The organism is Rhodoferax sp. U11-2br, from assembly GCF_018619435.1.
Taxonomy (GTDB): domain Bacteria; phylum Pseudomonadota; class Gammaproteobacteria; order Burkholderiales; family Burkholderiaceae_C; genus Rhodoferax.
Genome location: NZ_JAHFZF010000046.1, coordinates 1 through 21,943, shown reverse-complemented (window position 1 = coordinate 21,943; position 21,943 = coordinate 1). Strand labels below are relative to the sequence as shown.

The following is a 21,943-nucleotide window of genomic DNA, read 5'->3' as shown; positions in this document are numbered from 1 at the left end:
ACAGAACCCACCCACCCGAGGCGTCTTTGCCAACCAGAGCGGATGCTCAGCCGAAGATGATGTCTAATTTGCTATGTTTTAAATAGCTGTAAGCGCTTATTAAAAAAGGGTTTTAGGCATAAAAGGCATATGAATCTAAACGGATTTCTATGCTGGCCGAGCTAGGGCATGCCCTAGGTGGATTCAGCCTTTGCTGACATACAAATCAGCCGTACCCGATGGCGTAGCCTGATCGGTCTGTGCACGATCGGACCATGCCTATGGATGTCTTGATCGTTGATGACTCACAAGCGGTTCGTACCAGTTTGCGGGCTTTGCTGGGTTGCATCACGGGCGTGGGGTCGGTTCGTGAGGCGGCCACATTACATGCTGCACTGGACGGTATCCGGTGTGATCCTCCCACATTGCTGATTCTGGATCTGCACTTGCCTGACGGTCGGGGTGACGTCGCCCTACAGACCCTCAAACAGCTGGCGCCCGAGATGCGTATTGCTGTCTTTTCTTTGCATGCAGACAACAGCCAACAGCAGCAGTGCCGGGTTCAGGGCGCTGACTGGTTTTTTGACAAGGCCACACAAGCGGATGCACTGCTTGACAGGCTGCTTCTGGAAGTCCGGCACGGTGTGTCCACCAAGTCCGATGTGATTGCCCCCAACCCTGAGAACACACCATGAAATTGACGATTGCCCAACGCCTGGGCCTGCTGATTGCGAGTGCGCTGGTCGGCATTTTGGTCCTGGTCGCTGTATTTTTGTACACCGAGCGCAACCTGCTGATGCAGGAGCGTGAGCTGGGTCTGCAGCAAGCGGTGGAGACTGCACATGGGCTGATCTCTCACTACCAGGACTTGTCGACGCAAGGCAACATGCCGGTTGACGAGGCCAAACAGCGCGCCATCGCCGCGCTCAAGGCCTTGCGTTACAGCGGCAACGAGTACTTCTTTATCCAGGACTACCAGCTCAAGATGGTCATGCATCCAACCAGTCCCAACCTGGATGGTCAGGATGTCTCGGGGCTCAAAGACCCCAACGGCAAGCTGTTTATGCTGGAACTCAACAGACTGGCCAAAGAAGCCGGGTCTGGTTTTGTGAGCTACATGTGGCCCAAGCCAGGTAGCCAGACACCGGTGGACAAAATTTCCTACGTCAAGGCGTTTGCGCCCTGGGGTTGGGTGCTGGGTTCAGGTGTGTATGTGGACAATGTGAATGCAGTGATCCAGGCCCGCGTCTTCACCGCCTCTGCCGGTGCCGCTGTGCTGGCCGCGCTGCTGCTGCTGGCCAGCCTGCTGATTGCACGCGGTTTGCTGCGTCAATTGGGGGGTGAACCGGATGTGGCGTCTGACATCACCCGGCGTATTGCAGCGGGGGACCTGACCGTGGACATCGCACTCAAAAACGGCGACCAGTCCAGCCTGTTGTACGCCCTCAAAAGCATGCGCGACAGCTTGTCGGGCATCGTCGGCCATGTCCGATCCGGCTCCGAAGGGGTGGCTACCGCCAGTGCCGAGATTGCGCAAGGCAACCAGGACTTGTCCTCACGCACCGAATCACAAGCCAGTGCGCTGGAGGAAACCGCGGCCAGCATGGAACAGCTCAGCGCTACCGTCAAACAGAATGCGGACAATGCGCACGAGGCCAACCAGTTGGCGATGAATGCCAGCACGGTGGCGGTGCAGGGCGGCGACGTGGTGGCGCAAGTGGTGCAGACCATGAAAGGCATCAACGATGCCTCGCACAAAATTGCCGACATCATCAGTGTCATCGACGGGATTGCCTTTCAGACCAATATTCTGGCGCTCAACGCCGCCGTGGAGGCAGCCCGAGCGGGCGAGCAGGGCCGCGGTTTTGCGGTGGTGGCGACCGAGGTGCGTGCCCTGGCCGGACGTTCGGCCTCCGCCGCCAAAGAAATCAAGGCCTTGATCGGCGACAGCGTGACGCGGGTTGAGCAAGGCAGCACGCTGGTGGACCAGGCGGGCTCCACCATGCAGGAGGTGGTCAGCGCGATTCGGCGCGTCACCAACATCATGGGGGAGATCAGTGCTGCCAGCCGTGAACAAAGCCAAGGCGTCAGCCAGGTTGGTGAAGCGGTCACCCAAATGGACCAGGTGACCCAGCAGAATGCCGCTTTGGTGGAGGAGATGGCCGCAGCCGCCAGCAGCCTGAGGTCGCAGGCGCATGATCTGGTGCAGACGGTGGCGGTGTTCAAGCTGCAGCTGGATCAAACGGGTCTGGTGGATGTGGCGCAGCCAAACGCCCGTACCGATGTCAGCGCGAGAAGCCCGAGCCAGGTGCTGCTTGCGGTGCGCTGACAACAGGGTGTAGCTCGATCCAGTTTTGTTGATCCATGCGTCGAGAAACACGTCGAACTGTCAATACCCTTTTTCTTGCAGAGTGGCTGCTGTGTGCGGGGCTGCTGCTGAGCTTGGGGGCCTACATCGGCTACGCCAAGTACCTTGACCACCAGCTGATGAGCTCGAGCGAGCAGGAGCGGCTTGCCAACCAGGCACGTGTGATCGAAAAAAACCTGGCCTCTCAGCTGGTCTCTGCCAACCGCGCGCTGGAGGGGCTGCTCGCCGATCTGGCCACGGATGCCGCACCGCGGCTCAAGCGGCGTACGCTCAATGGCCGTTTGAAGCTGATGGCCGAGACGCTCACCGGCATGTCGCCGTTGCTGATCACTGACGCCAGTGGCCGGGTCACCCATGCCAGCATTGACAGTCTGGTGGGGTTTGATGCCTCCCAAAGGGCGTACTTTCAGACCGCCTTGCGACAGCGTGGCCAAGGTGTCCTGCATGTATCTGCGCCATTTGTCAGCAGCCTGGGCAGACCGTCGATGGCCTTGGTGAGGGACATCCAGCACGCTGATGGCCAATTTGGTGGGGTGGTGGTGGCCGTGGTGGAGTCGACTTTCTCTGGTGTTTTGCTGGATTCGGTCCGTTTTACCCCAGACACCCAGATTGCACTGTTTCACGGTGACGGTCAGCTCTTTGTCAGTGCACCCTACACCCTTGGCCAAGACGAAGTGAACTGGGCTCAGCCAGACAGTGTCTTTGGCCAGCACAAAAACCTTGGTTGGGCGACCAGCGCCTTCACCGGCACAACTGACGCCAGTGGCGAGCTCCGGCAGGTGGCCCTGCGCACAGTGCAGCCGCCGCAATTGGCCATGGACAAGGCGCTGGTCGTGATGGTCTCTCGTGATGTGTCGGCCATCCATGCGAACTGGCGACGGGAAACCAGTTTGCTGGGTGGAGCCTTTGGGGCGGTGAGCTTGGCCGTGTTCCTGGCCTTGTACATCCACCAACGACGGCAACGGGTGTTTGACAAGGTGACACACCAACGGGAGATGGCTTTGCGCGACAGTGATGCGCGCCTGCAGTCGATTTTTGAAGCAACACCCGACGCCTTGCTGATCAGTGATGAGCACGGCATCATCACCATGGTCAACCAGCAAGTGACACCCTTGTTGGGGTATGCGATGGCAGAACTGCTGGGCAAACCGATCGAAGACCTGGTGCCCATGCCTTCCCGTGCCGCGCATCACAGGCTGCGCGAGGGGTTTGGCGCAGACACCCAAACACCCCCCAGGGCTCTCAGGAAAACCATCAAAGCCTTGCGAAAAGATGGCAGCGAATGCCACGTGGAGGTCAGCCTGAGCCGGATTGAGACCAACAAAGGGCTGTTTTTTGCGAGCGCCTTGCGCGACATATCCGAACGCCAGGCGGCGGACGAAATAATCAGGAAACTGGCTTTTTACGACCAACTGACTGGACTTCCCAACCGGACGCTGTTGGTGGACCGTCTCAAACAGGTGATCGCAGCTGGCCATCGCCATGGCACTTTTGGTGCGATGTTGTTCATTGATCTGGACCACTTCAAAACGCTCAATGACACCTTGGGCCACGATGTGGGTGACCTGCAACTGCAGCAGGTGGCCGGGCGTGTGGTCGGCTGTGTGCGAGACAGTGACACGGTGGCACGCGTCGGGGGAGATGAGTTCGCGGTGATTCTGGCGGGTTTGGGCCAGAGTGAGGTCGAGGCGGTGAAAGACATCGAGTTGGTGTCCGCCAAAATTTTGGCAGTTTTGAGCCTGCCCTACCAATTGGGTGAGGTGACACACACGGGTTCGGCCAGCATCGGCGCCACGATGTTTCTGGGTCAAGCCGCCAGCATCGATGACTTGATGCGCCAGGCTGACCTGGCCATGTACCGCGCCAAGGATATGGGGCGCAATGGAGTGCACTTTTTTGATCCCACGATGGAGACCGTCATGATCAACCGCGTGGCGATGGAAAAGGATTTGCGCAGTGCGGTGTCGGCTGGGCAATTTGAGCTGCACTATCAGGCCCAGGTCATGGCACTTGGCCGGGTGACTGGTGCAGAAGTGTTGGTGCGCTGGCGCCATCCGACGCGTGGCATGGTGTCGCCTGCAGATTTCATTCCCTTGGCGGAAGAAACCGGTGTGATTCTGCAGCTCGGGCAGTGGGTGCTGGAAACCACCTGTTGCCAGCTGGCCAAGTGGCAGAACTGCTCGGGCCTGGCAGATCTGGTGTTGGCGGTGAACGTCAGTGCCCTGCAGTTGGCACAGCCTGATTTTGTGCGACAGGTGATGTTGGTGGTCGAGCGCGCGGGGATCAACCCCAAACACCTGAAACTGGAGCTCACCGAGAGTCTGCTGGTGGGCAATGTCGACGACATCATTGAAAAGATGGGCGTATTAAAAAGCCAGGGTATTGGCTTTTCTATGGACGATTTTGGTACCGGCTACTCTTCCTTATCCTACCTTGGCCGTTTGCCGCTGGACCAGTTGAAGATTGACCGCTCGTTTGTCAGTGAGGTGTTGACCAACACAAATAGCGCAGGTATCGCCAAAACCATCATCACCTTGGCCCAGGGTCTGGGTTTGAGTGTGATCGCCGAGGGGGTTGAAACTGACGCACAGCGTGCGTTTCTCGCCAGCGCAGGCTGCTATGCGTATCAGGGCTACTTCTTCAGTCGGCCGCTGATGGTTGAGGACTTTGAAGCTTTGGTACTGAGACCCTAAACCTCTGGTGTGAGCCTGACCAAGCAAAAAAAAAGCCAGCGTGAAGCTGGCTTTTTTGAGGGTGTCGAGGTGACTTACTTGGCCATATCCACACCGTAGAAGGAGTGGCGGCCAAACGGGCTCAGCTTGAAGCCAATGACTTCCTTGCGCACCGGTTTGATCTGCACCGCGTGGGCGATGGTGAACCAGGGGGCTTGTTCCTTGAAGATCACCTGGGCTTTTTCGTACAGCTTGGCACGCTCAGCCGGGTTGGACACCACCTTGGCTTTTTGCACCAGGTCTTCAAATGGCTGGTAGCAGAACTTGGCCACGTTGGAGCCATTGTTCTTGGACGCAGCACAGCCCAGCAGGGTGTTCAGGAAGTTGTCCGGGTCACCGTTGTCACCGGTCCAGCCCAACATACCCATTTGGTGTTCACCCGACTGCATGCGCTTGCGGTACTCACCCCATTCAAAGCTCTTGATTTCAGCCTTGATGCCCACCTTGGCCAGGTCTGCCTGCATCAGCTCGGCAATACGTTTGGCGTTCGGGTTGTAGGGGCGTTGCACGGGCATGGCCCACAGGTCGGTGGTGAAGCCGTTGGCCAAGCCAGCAGCGGCCAGCAACTTCTTGGCTTCTGCGGGGTTGTAGGCGTCGTCCTTGACAGACTTGTTGTAAGACCACTGGGTGGGTGGGATCGGGTTGGTGGCAGGAACACCTGTGCCCAGATACACCGCATCCACAATCGCCTTCTTGTCGATGGCCATGTTCACGGCTTTGCGCACACGCACATCGTCAAACGGCTTCTTGGTGGTGTTGTAGGCCAGGTAACCCACGTTCAGGCCAGGTTGCTCCATCACGACCACATTGGGGTCTTTGCGGATGGCAGGCAGGTCAGCCGGGTTGGGGTAGGGCATGACATGGCACTCACCCTTTTGCAGCTTGGCCCAACGCACCGACGCATCAGGAGTGATGGAGAAGATCAGGTCATCGATCTTGGCCTTGCCAGCCCAGTATTGTGGGAAGGCCTTGTAACGGATGATGGCGTCTTTCTGGTATTGCACCAGCATGAAGGGGCCGGTGCCGACGGGTTCCTGGTCAATCTTTTCGGGGGTGCCAGCCTTGAGCATGGCAATCGCGTATTCCTTGGACTGGACACCGGCGAACTGCATTGCCAGGTTGGACAGGAACGGTGCTTCGGGTGCATTCAGGGTGACCTTGACGGTGTAGTCGTCCACCTTGTCCACGGATTTCAGCAGCTTGGGCATGCCCATGTCACCAAAATAAGCGTGGTTGGCGCTGGTGACCTTGAAGTAAGGGTCGTTTTCTTTCCACTGGCGCTCAAACATGAACAACACGTCATCGGCGTTGAAGTCGCGACTGGGCTTGAAGTTTTTGTTGGATTGCCATTTCACACCCTTGCGCAGGTGGAAGGTGTATTCCAGGCCATCTTTGGAGACGTCCCATTTTTCGGCCAGCCCGGGTACCACTTTGGTGCCACCACGTTCGAAGTCGACGATGTTGTCGTAGATCTGTTCACTGACGTCAAACGAGGTGCCGGTGGTGTTGATGCTGGGGGCAAAGTTTTCCGGGCTGCCTTCCGAGCAGTACACCAGTGTTTTGGCCGAGACCGGCGACAGAGCCAGCAGGGCTGGCAGCGCCAACGCACACAGTGCAGTTCGCTTCAGCGGGAATTTGGTCAATGTCGTCGCAATGGAAATGGTCATCTTGTGGACTCCTGACAGGTAGATGCTGCTTAAGCAGCGGGTTTGATGAATTGTTCAGCCAGATGACAAGCAACTTTCCTGCCAGCCAGCTCTCTCAGAATCGGACGCTCCGCTTGGCATTGTGCAGTGACATGCGGGCAGCGGGTTGAGAAAACGCAACCGCTCGGGGGATTCAGTGGCGACGGCAGCTCCCCTTTGAGCACAATGCGTTGCTTGGACACCCCGGAGCCCACCATACCCGGTGTGGAGGCCAGCAGGGCCTGGGTGTAGGGGTGCAAGGGTTGGGCAAAAATGGTGGCCTTGTCACCTTGTTCCATGGCGTGGCCGAGGTACATCACCAGCAGATCGTCGGCAATGTGGCGCACCACCCCGAGATCGTGCGAGATGAACAGGTAAGCCAGACCCAGTTCGCGCTGCAGATCGGCCAGCAGGTTCAGCACCTGGGCCTGGATCGACACGTCCAGTGCCGAGACCGGCTCGTCAGCCACAATCAGCGCGGGTTTGAGCATCAGCGCGCGTGCGATGGCGATGCGCTGGCGCTGGCCACCCGAGAACATGTGTGGATAGCGGTCATAGTGCTCGGGGCGCAGACCCACCAGGGCCAGCATGGAGCGGGCCTGTTCGGCGCGGTGGGCGGGGGACAGGTCGGTGTTGATCTCCAGAGGCGCCTCCAGAATGGCACCAATTTTCTTGCGTGGGTTGAGCGACCCATACGGGTTCTGGAACACCAGTTGCACCGTGCGCCGCAGGGCATGGCGCTCTTTGGCGCTGGCGGCCATCACATCGACCTGGCCCAGTTTCAGGTCACCTGCGGTTGGCGCTTCAATCAGTGACACCATGCGTGCCAGGGTGGACTTGCCGCAGCCAGATTCGCCGACCACCGCCAGCGTTTTGCCGGCACGCACGGTGAAGGACACACCGCTGACGGCCTGCAGGTGATCGGCAGCCCGAAATGCACCATGGTTGATTTTGTAAACCTGTTTCAGGTCACGCGCGACCACCACCGGCTCATCGGCCAGGTTGGTGGTGTGTTGGGAATGGGTGGACTGACTCATGCTGCCACTCCTTGTGCAGCAGGCGCTGTTGCGAGTGGTGTGTGGCAACGCACCAGCCCGTTTTGCCAGTCGCGCAATGCGGGTCGCTGTTCACGGCAGTGGGCATTGGCATACATACAACGCGGCGCAAACAAGCAGCCGCTGGGTCGGTCAAACAGGCCCGGCACCATGCCAGGGATGGTGGCCAGGCGTGTCGCGCCATCACTGCGCTCGGGCATGGCGGCCAGCAGGGCGTCGGTGTAAGGGTGTTGCGGGGTCTCAAACATGGCTTGTGCGCTGCGTTCTTCCATGATCTGGCCGGCGTACATCACCGCCACACGTTGTGCCATCTCGGACACCACGCCCATGTTGTGGGTGATCAGCACCAACGCCATGTTGCGCTCTTTCTGCAGGTTGCGCAGTAGATCCAGGATTTGCGCCTGAATGGTCACATCCAGCGCTGTTGTGGGTTCATCTGCAATCAGGAGTTTGGGGTTGCAGGCAATCGCCATGGCAATCATCACACGCTGGCTCATGCCACCCGACAACTGGTGCGGGTAAACGCCCAGGCGGCTCTCAGGCGCCGGGATACCCACTTGTTCGAGCAGTTCGATAGAGCGTTTGCGGGCTGCCGCCTTGTCCATGCCCATGTGTAACTTCAAGGTCTCCGCCATCTGAAAGCCCACGGTAAAACAGGGGTTCAGACTGGTGGTCGGGTCTTGAAAAATCATCGCCATGTCTTTGCCGATGAGTCGGCGGCGATCACGGTCTGACAGTTTGAGCAGGTCGTGGCCGTCAAAGACCAGTTTGTCGGCCTTGATCTGGCCCGGGTAGGACACCAGACCCATCAGGGCCATCATGGTCACGCTTTTGCCGGAGCCGGACTCGCCCACAATACCCAGCACGTCGCCTGCTTCCAGGGACAGGCTTACGCCGTCCACGGCGTGCATGACTGCGGTCTTGGACGGGAACCTGACCGACAGGTTTTGAATTTCCAGAAGTGCCATCTATAACTCTTTCAGCGTTTGAGTTTGGGGTCAAACGCGTCGCGCAAGCCATCACCAAGCAGGTTGAAGGCCAGCACCGTGATCAAAATTGCCAGACCGGGGAAGGTCACCACCCACCAGGCGCGCAACACAAATTCGCGCGCGTCGGCCAGCATGGTGCCCCACTCGGGTGAGGGTGGTTGTGCACCCAGGCCCAGAAAGCCCAGGGCAGCGGCGTCCAGAATGGCGGTCGAGATGCCCAGCGAAGCCTGGACGATCAGTGGTGCGGTGCAGTTGGGCAACACCTCGCTGAACATCAGCCGCAGGTGGCCTGCGCCGTTCATGCGCGCCGCCGTCACATAGTCGCGCGACATCTCGGAGATCACTGCGGCACGGGTGATACGCACGTAATGTGGCAACACCACAATCGCCACCGCCAGCATCGCGTTCATGAGACCTGGGCCGAGGATGGCCACGATCACAATCGCCAGCAGCAGGCTGGGCAGGGTCAGGATGATGTCCATCAGGCGCATCACGGCCACCTCGAACACGCCACGGAAATAGCCAGCAGTGAGACCCAGCACGGTGCCCAGCGTCACCGACAGCGCCACCACCGCCAGGCCAATGGCCAAAGACAAGCGGGCGCCATGGATCAGGCGGGACAGGATGTCGCGGCCAATGGCATCGGTACCGAGCAGGTGGGCAGTCGAGCCACCTTCCTGCCAGGCGGGTGGCACCAGAAAAACGCTGGGGTCGGTGATGTCGGGGGCATACGGTGCAATCCAGGGCGCAAAAGCGGCCATCAGCAGCACCAGCAACACAATCACCAGGCCACCCACGGCGCCTTTGTTGGTTGAAAAATAGTCCCAGAACTCGCGCAGGGGATGCTGGGGGGTATGAGAAATAGGTTCGGCAAGCGTCGTCATGGTCAAGGGCCTGTTTAATGCCGAATGCGCGGGTTGATGATGCCGTAGGTCACATCCACCAGCAGGTTGATGATCATCACCATGCCGCCCAGCAGCAAGATGCCGCCTTGCAGCACGGGGTAGTCACGCCGACCAATGGCTTCGATCATCCACTTGCCCACGCCGGGCCAGGAAAAAATGGTTTCGGTCAGGATCGCGCCGGTGAACAACACACCGATCTGCAGCCCAATCACGGTGATCACAGGGATCAGCGCATTGCGCAGGGCATGTAAACCCACCACCCGAAGGTTGGACAAACCCTTGGCGCGTGCGGTACGGATGTAATCCTCACCCAGCACTTCGAGCATGGCAGAACGTGTCATGCGCGCAATCACCGCCAGCGGATTGGTGCCCAGCACAACCATCGGCAAGATCAGGTGGGTGACAGCTGACCAGAAAGCGTCCTTGTCACCCGCCAGCCAGGTATCGATCAGCAGGAAGCCGGTTACCGGCTCAATGAAATACTGCACCGAGATGCGGCCCGACACTGGCGTCAGATCCAGTTGCACCGAAAACAGCAAAATCAGCAACAGACCCCACCAGAAAATCGGCATCGAATAACCGGTCAGGGACACCCCCATCACGCCGTGGTCGAGAAAGGTGTTGCGTTTAACGGCGGCCAAAATGCCTGCCGGAATACCCACAATGAGGGCGAACAACATGGCGCACACCGCCAGCTCCACCGTGGCTGGAAACAGGGCCAGGAATTCGTCGAGCACCGGGCTGTGGGTGATGATCGAGTTACCCAGATCACCTTGCAGCACACGGCCGATGTAGATGCCGTATTGCACCATCACCGGGCGATCCAGACCATAGGCCTTGAGCAACTCGGCGTGACGTGCTGCGTCAATGCCCCGTTCCCCGGCCAGGGTTTCAATGGGATCACCGGGCACCATCCGGATCAGGAAGAACGCTACCAGCGTCATGCCGATGAAGGTCGGGATGATCAGACTGAAGCGGGTTAACAGGAAACGAAACATCGCAGACTTTGATTTTTATGATGAACCCAACGTCTTGACATGAAGAAAAAGCCGACGTGACGTCGGCTTTTTCATGCTGCCAGGGGGTTAATTATTTCAGATTTATTTCAGGTGTTTGCCGATCAAGCCGGCCATTTCAAACATGGTGACCTGTGCCTTGCCAAAAACTTCTTTGAGTTTGGCGTCTGCATTGATCAGGCGCTTGTTGACGGCGTCTTGCAGTTTTTGCTTCTTGATGTAGACCCACAGCTGTTTGACCACTTCGGTACGTGGCAGAGGCTTGCCACCCACCACAGCTGCCAAAGCGGCGCTCGGGGTCAGGGCCTTCATGAAGGCAGCATTGACGGTGCGTTTTTTGGCGGGCGCTTTTTTGCCAGCGGCTTTGGGGGCTGCGGCTTTTTTAGCGGGTGCGGCTTTCTTGGCGGGTGCTGCTTTGGCAGGGGCGGCCTTGGCGGCAGCTTTGGCTGGTGCAGCCTTCACGGCTTTGGCGGGTGCTGCCGCTTTGGCAGGAGCCGCTTTTTTTGCCGGTGCCGCTGGCACAGCCTTGGTGGCTGCCGCTTTTTTGGCGGGTGCGGCTTTGGGGGCTGGAGCAGCTTTTTTTGCTGGCGCTTTGGTTGCAGTTGCCATGGTGTTTTGTCCTATTGGAAGTTAATCAATCACCAGCAAGAAAAGCTCATCTGCTGGTTGAGCCGGATGCTACTGGAGAAAAACCCCTTTTCCAAGGGGAAAAGCGAGAAATATGGCCTGTTGCTCACGTTTTTTGTAGCGTGAGGCCCCACAGTGGTGCCGTACGGTGGCAAGTGGCCCATTTGCGGGGCTCGCTTGCCTACAATTTTCCATTATTTGAGGGAAATCACGATGCGCCCAATTCCACTGACTTGTGACCTGTGTGATGCGCACAAACAGGCGTCTCCCGAGGTGTTTGCGGTGTTGCCTGCGGTGTTTCGCGACTTTGGGGCACGCCTGGCTTTTGCCGGGCCGGTGAGCACGGTCAAATGTTTCGAAGACAACTCGCTCGTGAAAGCTGCGGTGGAGAGCACTGGCTGGATCGACACGCCCGAGGGGCGGGTGGGCAAGGTGCTGGTGGTGGACGGTGCGGGCTCTTTGCGCCGTGCACTGCTGGGTGGCAATCTGGGTGCTGCCGCTGCACGCCATGGTTGGGCTGGAGTGGTGATCAATGGTTGTGTGCGGGATGTGGCCGAACTGTCGCAGCTGGACCTGGGCATCCGCGCGCTGGCCTGTGTGCCCATGCCCACCGACAAACACAACCAGGGCCTGCGTGATGTGCCGGTGCAGATTCAGGGCGTCTGGGTACGCCCGGGTGACTGGTTGTACGCTGATGCCGATGGCATGGTGGTGAGCGCCACGCCCTTGGCCTGAGTCGGGTTCAGGCCTTGACCGGCTTGGCGCGTGCCGGGAGTGTGGCCAGCACCACCCCTGAGAGGCACAGGCCAAACGCCAGCAACTGCATGCCCGTCAAGGTCTCGTCTAGCACCAGCACGCCCACAGCAGCGGCCGAGATCGGCAGCATCACGGTGAACACCCCGGCCTGCGACGCGGGCACGGTTTTTAAGCCGGTCATCCACAACCATACCGTCCAGACGCTGGCGGCCAGCGCGTAGAACACCAGCAGCAGCCAGATCGGTATCGCCACACCCGAGAAATCAAAGGCCCAGGCCGCGTACAGGCCCATCGGGGTCATCAGTGCAAACCCCCACAGGTTGATCAGTGCGGTGATGCGTTTGGGTGACACGGTGCCGGTAAGTTTTTTGCCAATCACCGCATATGCGGCCTCACACACCACAGCGCCCATCACCAGCAGATTGCCCAGCCACGATGTTTTATGAGCCAAATTGGCATCTGGCCCTTGTATTGCATGGGCAGATAGCTCTGATTTCGAGAGTGAGAACAAGCCGATGCCCAGCGCCGCCAGCACAATCGCCAGCGCCACACGGCGGCTGATGCGCTCACGCAGGAAAACCCAGCTCAGCAGCGCCACCACCGCCGGGATCGCCGCCAAAATGACGCCCGCTGAGACGGCAGTGGTCAGGCTCACGCCAAACAGCATACAGATCGTGAACAAAAAATTGCCCAGGAAGGATTCGAGAAAAATCAGCTTCTTTGTCGCGCGGCTCATCGGCACCTCATTGGCGGGTTTGACCAGCCAGTGCGGCATGGCCAGCGCACCAATGCCAAAACGCAACCAGGCCAGCAAAAACACCGGTAGCGCCGCCGCCAGCGGTTTACTCAGCGCCACATAACTGCCCACCAGCGACATGCTCAGGGCCAGGAACACACAGGCCAGCCACAGAGGCGGCGCAGCAACAACTTTCAAAGTCATGGGGAGCACTCGTTCACATCAAAGCCCTGGATGATGCCCGAAATAGTGCGTCCATCCGGGGCGCTGGTCAGGCGATGTCAGTGGCCAAATTCCTGCTTGGGCCGGACTTTGTGAAAACTGATTGGCACACCTTGGCTGGCTGCGGCCAGTTCCTGGCGTGACTGCTTGGCCACCGCTGGTTTCATCTTGCCCATGACATGCATCTCGCAGGGTTTGCAGTCAAAACGCAGCGTGAGTTTCTCTTTGCCGTTGACCAGTTGCAGCGGCTCGGCTTTCACAAAACCCTGCACACCGGTCACGCCCTTGGCCTGTTTGGGGCACAGGCTCAAGGAAAAGCGCACACAGTGTTTGGTGATCATCAGGCTGACTTCGCCCATCTCCTGCACCGCTTCATAGGCTGGGGCGATCACCTTGACACCGTGTTTGGCGTAAAAGCTGCGGGCCGCTTTGTTGAACACATTGGCCAGATAACTCAAGCTGTCTTCGGGGTAGGGCGCGGGTGGCTCCACTGGCAGTGCACGTGGCAGGCGGGTGAAGGCGGCGGCGCGGGCTGCTTCCAACTGCGCCACTGCGTCGCGGCGCAGGCTGTTGAGCAGGGAGCTCGGCAACACAATGGCCTCAAATCGGCCTCTAGCCCAGGTCACGTCTGTGCTGATGGCTATGAAGTTGGTAGTTCCCAGGCGGCCCAACTGGCTGCGGATCTGTTCCAGTGCAGCGTCTGTATCCAGCGCCGCTTGCCGCTGCGCTGCGGGAAAGGGCTGCTGCACCGTGGCACTGTGGCCGTCTTCGTCGGTCAGGGTCAGGTGCACGGCCTCGGCCTGCACCTGCAGGTTGATCCAGAGGCCGATGCGCCGGTCGCTTGACTTCTTGTCGAGCTGGCGCAGCCAATGCAGATCGCGGTTGCGGTTGACTTCCAGCCCCGCGCGCAGGTCTTTGAGTATGTCCATCGCGTCTTTGGGAAACACCCGCCAGCGCGCCTTTTTGGCGCTGATGAGTTCGGCCCGGTTGATGGCCAAGCCGACCAACTCTTTTTGCAGGTCGTAGTAACACAGGCCGTCGCCGTTGTGTAACTCGGTGTAGCGGCTGCTGAGTTCGAGCTCCACCCAGTTCGGGCCGGTTTGTAACACGTGGCCAATCGGTTGGCCCGGGTTTTTTGGCGAGTCAAAGGCACCGATATCATCCTGGCGGCCGTTGACAAAGTAATCGGTGAATTCGCGGTTGAAGTTCTGGTTCGGGTCGGGGGTGAAACTGAAGGTGGTCTTGCCGCTGCTGGCGCGGGCCAGCGGCTGCTCGGAGTGTTGGTGTGCTTCAATCACCTCATCGAGCAGGGTGCGGTAGTGCGCGGTGATGTTCTTCACATAGGCCATGTCCTTGTAGCGGCCTTCGATCTTGAAGCTGCGCACACCGGCGTCCACCAGCGTGCTGATGTTGTCGCTCTGGTTGTTGTCTTTCATCGAGAGGACGTGTTTGTCGTGCGCAACAAAGCGCCCCTTGTCGTCAATCACCTGGTAGGGCAGGCGGCAGGCCTGGCTGCATTCACCGCGGTTGGCGCTGCGCCCGGTGTGGGCAGCACTGATGTAACACTGGCCGCTGTAGGCCACACACAAGGCGCCGTGCACAAAAAACTCGATGGCGCATCGGCTGGGGTCGGTGGCAGCGCGGATGGCGGCGATTTGTTCGAGCGTCAGCTCACGCGCCAGCACAATCTGCGACAGGCCTGCGTCTTGCAAAAAACGCGCTTTTTCGGACGTGCGGATGTCGGTCTGGGTGCTGGCGTGCAACTGGATCGGTGGCAGGTCCAGCTCCAGCAGGCCCATGTCCTGGATGATCAGCGCGTCTACCCCGGCCTCATACAGTTGCCAGGTCAGTTGGCGTGCTGGCTCCAGCTCGTCGTCACGCAGGATGGTGTTGAGGGTGACAAAAATCCGGCTGTTGAAGCGGTGGGCATGTGCTGCCAGACGAGCAATGTCGGCCACCGAGTTGTCGGCGCTGGAGCGTGCACCAAAGCCGGGGCCGCCAATGTAGACAGCGTCGGCTCCGTGGTTGACGGCTTCGATGCCGATGGCGGCGTCACGCGCCGGGGCTAAGAGTTCAAGTTGGTGAGGGAGCAGGGACATGGCCCGAATTATCCCTGCCTGGCTTGGGTGATGAGGTCCAAGGGGTGATGACCCCGCGCCGCACGACGGATGGCAGACGGGGCTTCTTAACGCCAGTACAGCGACTCCCTTTCAAATAGGCCCCCCTGCCGGGCACGCGCGTGTGCGCGATAGGCCTGTGCTTGCAGCCACTCCGGCGCACCGATGTCCTTGAGTGTTTCTGCGCTCAGGCCGTCGAGTGACGCCAGCTGCCGCTCGCGCGGGCGGGTTCTGAGCACGGCCCTCAGCGTCGCCCCAAAGCGGCGTACAACAGACAAGCAGCGTTGGATGGTGCTGTGCCGTTTGTGTTGTGGCAAGGGGACACAAGCGCATGGCTGACAGACGGTGTGCATGGTGATCTCCAAGGGTTGAGTAGACATGCTGGTAAGCTTATCTAATGAATTAACCCGTGGATATCGATCATTTATGAACTAATTGTTCACCAATGCTTACCAATTTATGCCTAGATTACCTTTGAATACCCTTCCGGCCTTTCGCGTGGTGGCGCGCCTGGGCAACCTGCGTGCGGCCGCGCAAGAGCTCCATTTGACCCACAGTGCGGTCAGCCAGCAGATCAAGTTGCTCGAAGACCAGCTCGGTTTTGAGCTGTTTGACCGGCGTGGGCGGCGCATTGTGCTCAATGCAGCAGGTGCGGCTTTGCTGCGCCATGTAGAGCCTGCGCTGGACCGCCTGGATGAAGGCCTGCGCGCCGCCGTGGCAACGGCAAAAGGCGAGGCGCAGCGCATCCGCCTGACCTTGTTGCCCTCGTTCGCACAGCGCTGGTTGTTGCCACGCATGTCGCGCTGGCGTGAGCGTCACCCGGAGATCAACCTGGAGATCCATGCCACACAACAGATGGTGGACCTGGTGCGTGAGGGCTACCACGTGGCCTTGCGCCAGGGGTCGGGTCCGTGGCGCGGTTTGCAGGCGGTGCAACTGATCGATTCACCTCTGATTGCGCTGGGGTCACCCGCCGCGGCACGGCGCCTGCAGGGGCGTGGCACCGATGCATTGGCCGAGGAGCCGCTGCTGGGTCAGGCCTCATGGTGGGAGCGTTGGTTTGCGCTGGGCGGCAGCCGCGTCGCGGTCAACCCGGTGGCGACCTTCAACGATGCGGGTCTGATGCTACAGGCGGTGGAGCAGGACATGGGCATCGGGCTGGCACGCGAGGTACTGGCGGCCGACGCGCTGCGCCAGGGACAACTGGTTCGCCTGTCGCCCTGGGCCTTGCCCGACAACAGTGTGTACGCCTTCTGGTGTGTTTTCCCGCCAGAGCTGGAGGACTGGCCACCTTTGTTGGCATTTCGCGCCTGGCTGCAGGAGGAGTTGGCTTTGTCGCTGCAAGGGCTGGGCGACGTGGCTGCGCACAGTGAACTGCTGCTTTAGGCGCAAAAAAAACGCGGCCACTTGGGCCGCGTTGTGGATCTCGAAGGCGCTGGCCTTATTCGATGCGTGCTTTGGTGCGCAGGTCGTTCTGGTAGTTGGCCAGTTTTTGCTGTTGCAGTTGCTGGGCGATCTGGGGTTTGACTTCCTCAAACTTGGGCAACTGGGCTTCACGCACATCGTCCAGGCGGATGATGTGGTAACCAAACTGTGACTTGACCGGGGTGTCGGTGATCTTGCCCTTGGCCAGCTTGGTCAGGGCTTCGGCAAATTCGGTCACATAGTTGCCAGCGGGTGCCCAGTCCAGGTCACCACCGTTGACACCAGAGCCCGGGTCTTTGCTTTCCTTTTTGGCGATGTCTTCAAACTTGGCGCCTTTTTTCAGCTTGGCGATGATGGCCTTGGCATCGGCTTCTTTCTCAACCAGGATGTGGCGGGCACGGTATTCCTTGCCGCTGTTGGCCGCCGCAAACTTGTCGTATTCAGCCTTGATTTCTTCGTCGGTGACGGCGTTGGTCTTCTGGAAGTTGGTGAACAGGTCACGGATCAGGATGGTCTGGCGTGCCAGGTCCATCTGCACCTTGTAGTCTTCGGTGGTGTCCAGGCCTTGTTTCTGGGCTTCCTGGATGAAGATTTCGCGGGCGATGACTTCGTCCTTGATCTGTTTTTCGATGTCCGGCGTGACTTCACGGCCGGAGCGGGCGATTTGCTGGCTCAGGGCCTGGACACGGGCCAGCGGCACGGCTTTGCCATTCACGATCGCCAGGTTCTGGGCGTTCACCAAGGGCGACAGACCGGCCACCAAAGCGGCCAGTGCAAAACTTGCGACGAGTTTGTTTTTCATGGAAATTTCCTGCGTTTTGAATGAAAAGTGTTTGGGGGTTGGACCCGCTTCAGTTGGCGGCGGGCAATTTTGTTTCGATGGCCAGCGCGTGCAGGCCCTGGTCGATGAAATCTTGCAGCGCATCATACACAAGCCGATGCCGCGCTACCGGTGTCTTGCCGGTAAATAACTGTGAAGCAATCCGTACACGGAAGTGGCTGCCAAAGCCGCTGGCATTGGCGCCCGCATGGCCGCTGTGCAGCGCACTCTCGTCAATCACCTCGAGCGCAGTGGGTTGCAGCCGCTCTTGTAGGCGTTGGGTGATCAGCGCCGCGCTCGCGGTCGGCAGTGGCTGGCTCATGGTGTGGGCTCGCTTTTCTCCTCGGTCAGGTAACGCGAGATATAAAAGCCCTGGCCCACCAGAAACACCACCGGGAACACATAACCCCAGATCTTGAAGTCGACCCAGGCCTCGGTGCTGAAATACGCCGCCACATAACCATTGATGAACGCCATGAAGGCGCTGTAGCCCACCCACAGCCCGTTGAGCCGCATCCAAACCGGCTCAGGCAGGCTCAGCTGGCTGCCCAGCAAGGCCTTGAGGAAGTTTTTCTTGTAGACCCACACCGCCAGGGCCAGCGCAATGGCCATGGCGCCATACAAGACGGTGGGTTTCCATTTGATGAAACGCTCATCGTGCAAGACCAGGGTCAAGGTGCCAAACACCAGGATCAAGGCCAGCGTGATCTTGTGCATGGCGGTCAGCTTGCGGTCGATGCCGTAGATCAGCGCCATCTGCAGCACGGTGGCGGCCATCAGCACCGCAGTGCCCACATAGATGTCGTAGAACTTGAAGGCGCCGAAAAACAGCAGGATCGGGAAGAAGTCGATGAGAATTTTCATGTAGCCTTGAAGTTTAACGAAGCCGAGTTCATGCAATACCGCAAGCCAGTGGGCGCCGGGCCGTCGTCAAACACATGGCCCAGGTGGGCGCCACATTGGGAGCACACGGTTTCCACCCGGGTCATGCCGTGGCTGCGGTCGGTGATCTCGGTGATGGCACCGGGCACCGCCAGCGAAAAGCTGGGCCAGCCGCAATGCGCGTCGAACTTGGTGTCAGCGTCAAAGAGCTTATTGCCGCAGCAGATGCAGTGGTAGCTGCCGTCGGCCCAGTGGCGCGCGTATTTGCCGGTGAACGGGCGCTCGGTGGCGGCCTGGCGTGTGACCTGGAAAGCACCGGGTTCGGCGCCCATGTCGGCCAGCTGGGCCTGCCACTCGGCGTCACTTTTCTGGATGGGAAAGCGCATGGTGTGGGTCTCCAAAAGGGTCAGGAACTGCAGCTGATGCTGATCTGGCTGGCCCAATCGGGCGGCAAACTAGCCAGCGCCTCAAACGCGGGGTGTTCATCATAGGGCGCCAGCAGCAGCGTCAGCAAGTTGGCCACGCCGCTGAAGTCTTTGTGTCGCGCCGCCTCGATGGCGTTTTCACCGAGGTAGTTGCGCAGCACATATTTGGGGTTGACTTTGAGCATCAAATTGGCCTCTAGCCCTTTTTCTGATTGGGCACATAGCTCTTGATACCGTAGCAGCCAGGTGTCGAAGCCAACTCGGTCGATGAACAGGTCGCGCACCGGCTCGAAGGGGCCGCTGGCCCTGGCATGGCTCAGGCGGCGCCAGAAGATGCTGTAGTCGACCCGGTCCTGCGCCAGCAAGGCCAGCGTGTCGCGGATCAAGACGGGCAGCTGCTCGTCCCCCTCTGCGGGCTGGAGCCCGAGTTTGGCGGCCATCAACTGCTGGTAGCTGCGCTTGAACGTCGGCTCAAAGCTGTCCAACGCCTGTTCGGCCAGCGCGGGGCGGCCTATCAGCGGCATCAGCGCGTTGGCCAGCGCATACAGGTTCCAGTGGGCGATCTCGGGTTGCTGGTCAAACGCATAACGGCCATGCGGGTCGCTGTGGTTGCAGATGTGGCCCGGGTCAAATACATCCAGAAAGGCAAACGGGCCGTAGTCCAGCGTCAGGCCCAGGATGCTCATGTTGTCGGTGTTCATCACCCCATGGCAAAAACCCACCGCCTGCCAGTGCGCCACCATCACCGCCGTGCGCTGCACCACCGCCTGCAACCAGCTCGCGTAGACGTTGCCGTCCAGCGTGGGCGCGTTGCGGCAGTCCGGGTAAAAGCGGTTTATGACAAAGTCGGCCAGAGTCTTTAACTCGGCATGTTGCAGGCGGCTGGCAAAGTGCTCGAAGTGGCCAAACCGGATGAAACTCGGCGCCAGCCGGGTTACCACCGCCGCGGTTTCCAGCAGCTCGCGCTCCACCGGCTGGTCCGAGCCGGTCACACACAGCGCCCGGGTGGTGGGAATACCCAGCCCAAACATCGCTTCGGAACACAAAAACTCGCGGATGCTGCTGCGCAACACCGCCCGGCCATCCCCCATGCGGGAATAAGGTGTCAGGCCCGAGCCCTTGAGCTGGATTTCCCAACCTTGGGCTTCACCGAGCAGAATCGCCCGGCCATCCCCCAACTGCCCGGCCCAATGGCCAAACTGGTGGCCGCTGTAGACGCTGGCCAGCGGCTGGCTGCCTGAGATGGGCAGGTTGCCCGACAGGGCTTGCAACAGTTCGGACGAGGCCAGGGTCTGGGCGTCCAGGCCCAGCAGCGCGGCGGCGCTGGGGCTGCGCCCGACCCAATACGGCTCGGGCAGTGGTTGGGGGGCGATCTGGGTGTAAAAAGCCGCGCCCAGTTGGTGAAACTGGTTGTCCCAGTTCAGGGGCAAACGCAGGGGCAGCTTGGGCGGGTGGGGCGCATTCATGGTGAGTACGGCGCCACAGAAATGCAGGAACATGAAAGCGCATCTTTTCCTGCCTGGCGTTGTTGTTCGTCGTTGCCATAGCTAAGGCTATGTCGCCTCCTCTCGCCTAGCCAGTCAAAAAAATCTGTCGTTTTCATTGTGTTCCTGTATTTCTGTGACACCGTACTGGATTGTGGGCTGGCTGGCCCAAACCCTGTGGGCGCAGGGGCATCTGAGCGCAGGTTGGTGGGCTGGGCGGCTCCGTAAAATCAGCCCACAGACCTCACCCACACCATGACACGCTCCAAGACACTTGTTCAACACCGCGACCTTCTTCACCGCACGTTGGTATGGCCCCAGCGGCTGCGCCAGAGCGTTGGCGGGCAGCCGGGTTGAGCATGGCCTGGTTCACGCTGTCTGTGTTGAACGGCATCAGCTACGGCCTGCTGCTGTTTTTGCTCAGCTCCGGGCTGACGCTGATCTGGGGCCTGATGGGGGTGCTTAACTTTGCCCACGCCGCCTTTTATATGCTGGGCGCCTACCTGGCCTACAGCCTGTCTGGCTGGCTGGGTTTCTGGTGGGCGCTGCTGCTGGCGCCGCTGTTTGTTGGCCTGCTGGGCGCGGGGTTTGAGTCTCTTGGCCTACGCCGGGTGCGCGCCTTTGGCCACATGTCCGAGCTGCTGATCAGCTTTGGCCTGTCCTACATCCTGGTGGAGCTGGTGCAGGGTCTGTGGGGCCGCAGCGCGGTCGATTATCGGGTGCCGCCGATGCTGGATGGGCCGCTGTTGACCCTGTTTGACACCCAGTTTCCCTTGTACCGCGCCTTCATCATGGGCATCACCCTGCTGGTGCTGGGTGCGCTGGCGCTGCTGGTGCGCACCCGCGTGGGGCTGGTGATCCGCGCCGCGCTGACGCATCCCGAGATGGTGCAGGCCCTCGGTCACAACGTGCCGCGGGTGTTCACACTCGTGTTTGGCCTGGGCTGTGCCCTGGCGGGGCTGGCCGGGGTGCTGGGGGGCAACGCTTTTGTCACCGAGCCCGACATGGCGCAGGCGTTGGGTGGCGTGGTGTTTGTCGTGGTGGTGGTCGGTGGGCTGGGTTCCTTGCGCGGTGCCTTGCTGGCCTCGCTGGGGATCGGGCTGATGCAGACCTTTGTCGTGGCGCTGGATGTGGCGATGTTGCCTTCTCTCAAACTCAGCCAGTTGGCGCCGGTGTTGCCTTACATGGTGATGGTGCTGACCCTGGTGCTGCGACCCAACGGCCTGATGGGGAGCGCACAGCGCCATGCCAGTTACTGACTTGGGTCCGGGCATGCGTCACCCGAAGCTCTGGCTGCTGTGGGGCGGCTACGCGCTGGCCCTGGTGCTGGCGCCGCTGCTGTGGGACAGCAGCCTGGGCCAGTCCTTGCTGAGCCAGATCGGCGTCGCCATCATTGTCTGCCTGAGCTACAACCTGCTGCTGGGCCAGGGTGGGCTGGTGAGTTTTGGCCATGCGGTGTATTCAGGCATGGGGGCTTATCTGGCCATACACACACTCAACCGTGTCAGTGGTGGCTGGCCGCTGCCAGTGAGCCTGATCCCGCTGGCCGGTGGCCTGGGCAGTGTGCTGCTGGCGTTGTTGCTGGGTTGGGTCAGCACCCGGCGCGCCGGTACCGCGTTTGCGATGATCAGCTTTGGTGTGGGTGAGTTGATCTGGGCGGGTGCGCTGGTGCTGCCGGGGTTTTTTGGCGGGGAGGGGGGGCTCTCGGGCAACCGGGTGG

Annotated in this window: 20 protein-coding genes and 1 pseudogene; 7 read left to right on the top strand and 14 right to left on the bottom strand. The window is 60.1% G+C overall.

All coding sequences use genetic code 11. The annotated features are described in order from the left end of the window. The first annotated feature begins 260 nt into the window (after positions 1-260). From KKO72_RS19710 to KKO72_RS19700, 3 genes are read left to right on the top strand one after another with little or no spacing between them, the layout of a single operon-like run. Positions 261-674: a response regulator gene (locus tag KKO72_RS19710; protein WP_214943214.1), complete on the top strand. Its 414-nt coding sequence runs from the start codon at positions 261-263 to the stop codon at positions 672-674. After that, complete coding sequence (locus tag KKO72_RS19705; protein ID WP_214943211.1) at positions 671-2,308, top strand: methyl-accepting chemotaxis protein; 1,638 nt, start codon at positions 671-673, stop codon at positions 2,306-2,308. Before KKO72_RS19710 ends, KKO72_RS19705 begins: the two co-directional genes overlap by 4 nt. A gap of 35 nt (positions 2,309-2,343) precedes the next feature. Then, complete coding sequence (locus KKO72_RS19700) at positions 2,344-5,040, top strand: EAL domain-containing protein (protein WP_214943208.1); 2,697 nt, start codon at positions 2,344-2,346, stop codon at positions 5,038-5,040. A gap of 74 nt (positions 5,041-5,114) precedes the next feature. Here the strand turns inward: KKO72_RS19700 and KKO72_RS19695 are convergent, their stop codons facing one another. The 6 genes from KKO72_RS19695 to KKO72_RS19670 all read right to left on the bottom strand — a co-directional run bounded on the left by KKO72_RS19695 (position 5,115) and on the right by KKO72_RS19670 (position 11,338). Beyond that, positions 5,115-6,746: an ABC transporter substrate-binding protein gene (locus KKO72_RS19695; RefSeq protein WP_214943205.1), complete on the bottom strand. Its 1,632-nt coding sequence runs from the start codon at positions 6,744-6,746 to the stop codon at positions 5,115-5,117. 29 nt (positions 6,747-6,775) lie between these two features. Further along, complete coding sequence (locus KKO72_RS19690; RefSeq protein WP_214943202.1) at positions 6,776-7,801, bottom strand: dipeptide ABC transporter ATP-binding protein; 1,026 nt, start codon at positions 7,799-7,801, stop codon at positions 6,776-6,778. Next, the gene (locus KKO72_RS19685) at positions 7,798-8,787 is read right to left on the bottom strand and encodes an ABC transporter ATP-binding protein (protein ID WP_214943199.1); all 990 of its coding nucleotides are present in this window, start codon (positions 8,785-8,787) and stop codon (positions 7,798-7,800) included. The genes KKO72_RS19690 and KKO72_RS19685 overlap by 4 nt, the downstream gene beginning before the upstream one ends. Positions 8,788-8,798: 11 nt before the next feature. Next, positions 8,799-9,692 carry an ABC transporter permease subunit gene (locus KKO72_RS19680; protein WP_214943196.1) on the bottom strand — a complete coding sequence of 298 codons (894 nt, stop codon included), beginning with the start codon at positions 9,690-9,692 and terminating at the stop codon, positions 8,799-8,801. Between the two features lie 14 nt (positions 9,693-9,706). Continuing rightward, complete coding sequence (locus KKO72_RS19675) at positions 9,707-10,711, bottom strand: ABC transporter permease subunit (protein ID WP_078363688.1); 1,005 nt, start codon at positions 10,709-10,711, stop codon at positions 9,707-9,709. A gap of 102 nt (positions 10,712-10,813) precedes the next feature. Continuing rightward, positions 10,814-11,338, bottom strand: a complete 525-nt coding sequence (locus KKO72_RS19670) for an SWIB/MDM2 domain-containing protein (protein WP_214943193.1) — start codon at positions 11,336-11,338, stop codon at positions 10,814-10,816. Between the two features lie 231 nt (positions 11,339-11,569). On the opposite strand from KKO72_RS19670, the gene rraA reads away from it, so the two are divergent. Beyond that, positions 11,570-12,091, top strand: coding sequence for a ribonuclease E activity regulator RraA (rraA, locus tag KKO72_RS19665; RefSeq protein WP_214943190.1), 522 nt, complete (start codon positions 11,570-11,572; stop codon positions 12,089-12,091). 7 nt (positions 12,092-12,098) lie between these two features. On the opposite strand, the gene KKO72_RS19660 is transcribed toward rraA, so the two are convergent. The 3 genes from KKO72_RS19660 to KKO72_RS19650 all read right to left on the bottom strand — a co-directional run bounded on the left by KKO72_RS19660 (position 12,099) and on the right by KKO72_RS19650 (position 15,540). Further along, on the bottom strand, positions 12,099-13,052 hold the full coding sequence (locus tag KKO72_RS19660) for a DMT family transporter (protein WP_214943187.1): 954 nt from the start codon (positions 13,050-13,052) through the stop codon (positions 12,099-12,101). Between the two features lie 77 nt (positions 13,053-13,129). After that, positions 13,130-15,169, bottom strand: coding sequence for a U32 family peptidase (locus KKO72_RS19655; protein ID WP_214943184.1), 2,040 nt, complete (start codon positions 15,167-15,169; stop codon positions 13,130-13,132). An 86-nt stretch (positions 15,170-15,255) separates the two neighbouring features. Next, entirely contained in the window at positions 15,256-15,540 is a 285-nt protein-coding gene (locus KKO72_RS19650) for a hypothetical protein (protein ID WP_214943180.1), read from the bottom strand. Positions 15,541-15,646: 106 nt separating this feature from the next. Here KKO72_RS19650 and KKO72_RS19645 point away from each other — a divergent pair, with 106 nt between their 5' ends. Continuing rightward, positions 15,647-16,573 (top strand): LysR substrate-binding domain-containing protein, encoded by a 927-nt coding sequence (locus KKO72_RS19645; protein WP_214943174.1) that lies wholly within the window; start codon positions 15,647-15,649, stop codon positions 16,571-16,573. Between the two features lie 55 nt (positions 16,574-16,628). Here the strand turns inward: KKO72_RS19645 and KKO72_RS19640 are convergent, their stop codons facing one another. The 5 genes from KKO72_RS19640 to KKO72_RS19620 are packed head-to-tail and all read right to left on the bottom strand — an operon-like array spanning position 16,629 to position 20,205. Then, complete coding sequence (locus KKO72_RS19640) at positions 16,629-17,414, bottom strand: peptidylprolyl isomerase (RefSeq protein WP_214943171.1); 786 nt, start codon at positions 17,412-17,414, stop codon at positions 16,629-16,631. A 49-nt stretch (positions 17,415-17,463) separates the two neighbouring features. Continuing rightward, positions 17,464-17,754: a BolA family transcriptional regulator gene (locus KKO72_RS19635; protein ID WP_214943168.1), complete on the bottom strand. Its 291-nt coding sequence runs from the start codon at positions 17,752-17,754 to the stop codon at positions 17,464-17,466. Then, entirely contained in the window at positions 17,751-18,296 is a 546-nt protein-coding gene (locus KKO72_RS19630; RefSeq protein ID WP_214943165.1) for a septation protein A, read from the bottom strand. The genes KKO72_RS19635 and KKO72_RS19630 overlap by 4 nt, the downstream gene beginning before the upstream one ends. Continuing rightward, positions 18,293-18,700, bottom strand: a complete 408-nt coding sequence (gene msrB / locus KKO72_RS19625) for a peptide-methionine (R)-S-oxide reductase MsrB (RefSeq protein ID WP_078363678.1) — start codon at positions 18,698-18,700, stop codon at positions 18,293-18,295. The genes KKO72_RS19630 and msrB overlap by 4 nt, the downstream gene beginning before the upstream one ends. A gap of 20 nt (positions 18,701-18,720) precedes the next feature. Continuing rightward, on the bottom strand, positions 18,721-20,205 hold the full coding sequence (locus KKO72_RS19620) for a YdiU family protein (protein ID WP_214943162.1): 1,485 nt from the start codon (positions 20,203-20,205) through the stop codon (positions 18,721-18,723). Between the two features lie 377 nt (positions 20,206-20,582). Here KKO72_RS19620 and KKO72_RS19615 point away from each other — a divergent pair, with 377 nt between their 5' ends. Both KKO72_RS19615 and KKO72_RS19610 read left to right on the top strand, forming a co-directional pair. Beyond that, positions 20,583-21,482, top strand: a complete 900-nt coding sequence (locus KKO72_RS19615; RefSeq protein WP_214943160.1) for a branched-chain amino acid ABC transporter permease — start codon at positions 20,583-20,585, stop codon at positions 21,480-21,482. Continuing rightward, positions 21,469-21,943: pseudogene (locus tag KKO72_RS19610) on the top strand (branched-chain amino acid ABC transporter permease); the annotation flags it as partial. The gene KKO72_RS19615 and the pseudogene KKO72_RS19610, both read left to right, overlap by 14 nt.

Coding starts and splice junctions, on each gene's coding strand:
- KKO72_RS19655 (WP_214943184.1), bottom strand. CDS start 15,169: ATGTCCCTGCTCCCTCACCAACTTGAACTCTTAGCCCCGGCGCGTGAC.
- rraA (WP_214943190.1), top strand. CDS start 11,570: ATGCGCCCAATTCCACTGACTTGTGACCTGTGTGATGCGCACAAACAG.
- KKO72_RS19650 (WP_214943180.1), bottom strand. CDS start 15,540: ATGCACACCGTCTGTCAGCCATGCGCTTGTGTCCCCTTGCCACAACAC.
- KKO72_RS19630 (WP_214943165.1), bottom strand. CDS start 18,296: ATGAAAATTCTCATCGACTTCTTCCCGATCCTGCTGTTTTTCGGCGCC.
- KKO72_RS19670 (WP_214943193.1), bottom strand. CDS start 11,338: ATGGCAACTGCAACCAAAGCGCCAGCAAAAAAAGCTGCTCCAGCCCCC.
- KKO72_RS19640 (WP_214943171.1), bottom strand. CDS start 17,414: ATGAAAAACAAACTCGTCGCAAGTTTTGCACTGGCCGCTTTGGTGGCC.
- KKO72_RS19695 (WP_214943205.1), bottom strand. CDS start 6,746: ATGACCATTTCCATTGCGACGACATTGACCAAATTCCCGCTGAAGCGA.
- KKO72_RS19700 (WP_214943208.1), top strand. CDS start 2,344: ATGCGTCGAGAAACACGTCGAACTGTCAATACCCTTTTTCTTGCAGAG.
- KKO72_RS19660 (WP_214943187.1), bottom strand. CDS start 13,052: ATGACTTTGAAAGTTGTTGCTGCGCCGCCTCTGTGGCTGGCCTGTGTG.
- KKO72_RS19680 (WP_214943196.1), bottom strand. CDS start 9,692: ATGACGACGCTTGCCGAACCTATTTCTCATACCCCCCAGCATCCCCTG.
- KKO72_RS19635 (WP_214943168.1), bottom strand. CDS start 17,754: ATGAGCCAGCCACTGCCGACCGCGAGCGCGGCGCTGATCACCCAACGC.
- msrB (WP_078363678.1), bottom strand. CDS start 18,700: ATGCGCTTTCCCATCCAGAAAAGTGACGCCGAGTGGCAGGCCCAGCTG.
- KKO72_RS19685 (WP_214943199.1), bottom strand. CDS start 8,787: ATGGCACTTCTGGAAATTCAAAACCTGTCGGTCAGGTTCCCGTCCAAG.
- KKO72_RS19690 (WP_214943202.1), bottom strand. CDS start 7,801: ATGAGTCAGTCCACCCATTCCCAACACACCACCAACCTGGCCGATGAG.
- KKO72_RS19615 (WP_214943160.1), top strand. CDS start 20,583: ATGGCCTGGTTCACGCTGTCTGTGTTGAACGGCATCAGCTACGGCCTG.
- KKO72_RS19710 (WP_214943214.1), top strand. CDS start 261: ATGGATGTCTTGATCGTTGATGACTCACAAGCGGTTCGTACCAGTTTG.
- KKO72_RS19705 (WP_214943211.1), top strand. CDS start 671: ATGAAATTGACGATTGCCCAACGCCTGGGCCTGCTGATTGCGAGTGCG.
- KKO72_RS19675 (WP_078363688.1), bottom strand. CDS start 10,711: ATGTTTCGTTTCCTGTTAACCCGCTTCAGTCTGATCATCCCGACCTTC.
- KKO72_RS19645 (WP_214943174.1), top strand. CDS start 15,647: ATGCCTAGATTACCTTTGAATACCCTTCCGGCCTTTCGCGTGGTGGCG.
- KKO72_RS19620 (WP_214943162.1), bottom strand. CDS start 20,205: ATGAATGCGCCCCACCCGCCCAAGCTGCCCCTGCGTTTGCCCCTGAAC.